At 39.8% G+C, this 1710-nt stretch carries 1 protein-coding gene and 1 pseudogene; both read left to right on the top strand.

Annotation, left to right across the window (positions count from 1 at the left end):
• Positions 1-304, top strand: a pseudogene (locus tag RM368_RS38375) (hypothetical protein); the annotation flags it as partial.
• A 216-nt stretch (positions 305-520) separates the two neighbouring features.
• Positions 521-1573, top strand: a complete 1053-nt coding sequence (locus tag RM368_RS38370; protein ID WP_322698913.1) for a methyltransferase — start codon at positions 521-523, stop codon at positions 1571-1573.
• Positions 1574-1710 lie beyond the last annotated feature (137 nt).

Here is a 1710-nt window from a genome sequence, read left to right as displayed (position 1 = left end):
GGATGGAGCTTCTTACCATCGTTCACATTTGGTTCAAAACTTTTTAGGAGAGATAGCTATGTATGGTGATACCTACAAATTTTTTGTCGAGGGTTTGATTACATCAAATCGCACAGGAATGCCACCTGAACAAGTTGCAGGTGCAATTCTAGAGGCTCTCGAAGCTAGTAAACCGAAAACACGTTATTTCTTATCTAAGGAACAGATATCTCTAGTGCTTAATTTGATGCTGAAAAAATTAATTCCCGATCGGAGTTTTGATGCAATAATACTAAAAGGTTTGAAGTTAAAAAATCAGAATTGAAGCTACCTCTTTGGGTTTTATCTAGGACTCCTATTTGATTTTTGCGAAGCTAGGTACAACTTAAAAAGCCTTATTTTGCGTTGTTTATTATCTGCTAAGCCAAGTTAAATTCTTCAAATAAAAGCGGATTCCTATCCAACTAAATACTCGAAGCCGAGGTAGATTCACTCATAATGCTTTCAAAATACTAGCACTTAAGGAATTGAGGTAAAAATCATGGTTTTATCAAACTCTAAGCTTAGCCATATTCAGTCTCCGTTAACTATGTCTGAGTGGATATATGCCTACTACGTTTCACGGTGTGTTTATGTTGTCGCAAAACTTGGCATTGCTGATTTACTCAAAGACGGTTCACAGCACTGCAATACTTTAGCTGCTGCAACAAATACCCACAGCGATTCTCTTTATCGAGTGTTACGCGCTCTTGCCGGGATCGGAATTTTTGCGGAGACACAACCCCGATGCTTTGAGTTAACCTCATTAGCAGATAGTTTGCAAAGCAACGTTCCAGACTCGTTACGACACGAGGCAATCTTGCGGGGCGAGGAATGGTACTACAAAAGTTGGGAAAATTTGATGTATAGCGTGGAGACAGGAAAAGGTGCCTTTGAGCATTTGTATGGCACAGATTTATTTCATTACTATGAGCAAAATGCTGTCGCCAGAAAATCGTTTTATACTGATACTTTTGTGTCAAAAGAGGAATCTGCTCGAGTCTCTGCTCTATACTTGGAGGCTTATGATTTTTCGTCAATTGACAAGCTGATTGACGTTGGTGGTGGCAACGGTTACTTCCTTGCTGCTATCCTCGAAGCGCACCCCGCCATGACAGGGATATTGTTCGATCTCCCAAAAGTGATTGATGAAGCCAAGAATTCACATGAAGTAATATCTCTTAATGATCGGTTTCAACTGGTAGGGGGTAGCTTTTTTGAGGCTGTCCCGGAAGGTGGAGATGCTTATTTACTCAGGGAAGTTGTTCATCTCTTTGATGATGAGCGAGCGATCGCCGCTCTTAAGCGCTGTCATCAAGCCATGAAAGAACAAGGACGATTGTTAGTGATAGAACGCGTAATGTCTCCTGAATACGAGACTTTTACAAGCAAGTTTTCAGATGTCCATCTGTTGGTGATGTGCTTTCCTGGACGGGTACGTAATAAAGCCGAGTTCCAAGATTTGTTTGAATCTGCCGGGTTCAAACTTACCAAAATTATCCCAACAAAAACCGACATGTGTATCATTGAGGGAGTTAAAACAGTTAATAGTTAACATTTTCACTAAGTAAGTAGGCGAGAAGAAATCAAAGTAAGTTAAGTAATGTAAAAAATCTTGAGATTAATTTGTAGTGAGGACTAAGGTGATTTCTAGGAAAGAATTTACCAATGGAGGTAAAATGTACCCTTGAT

It is taken from the genome of Nostoc sp. DedSLP03 (assembly GCF_034530815.1).
Lineage (GTDB): Bacteria > Cyanobacteriota > Cyanobacteriia > Cyanobacteriales > Nostocaceae > Nostoc.
Note: the sequence above shows the minus strand (reverse complement) of the source record. Positions and strands in the feature narration are given on the sequence as shown.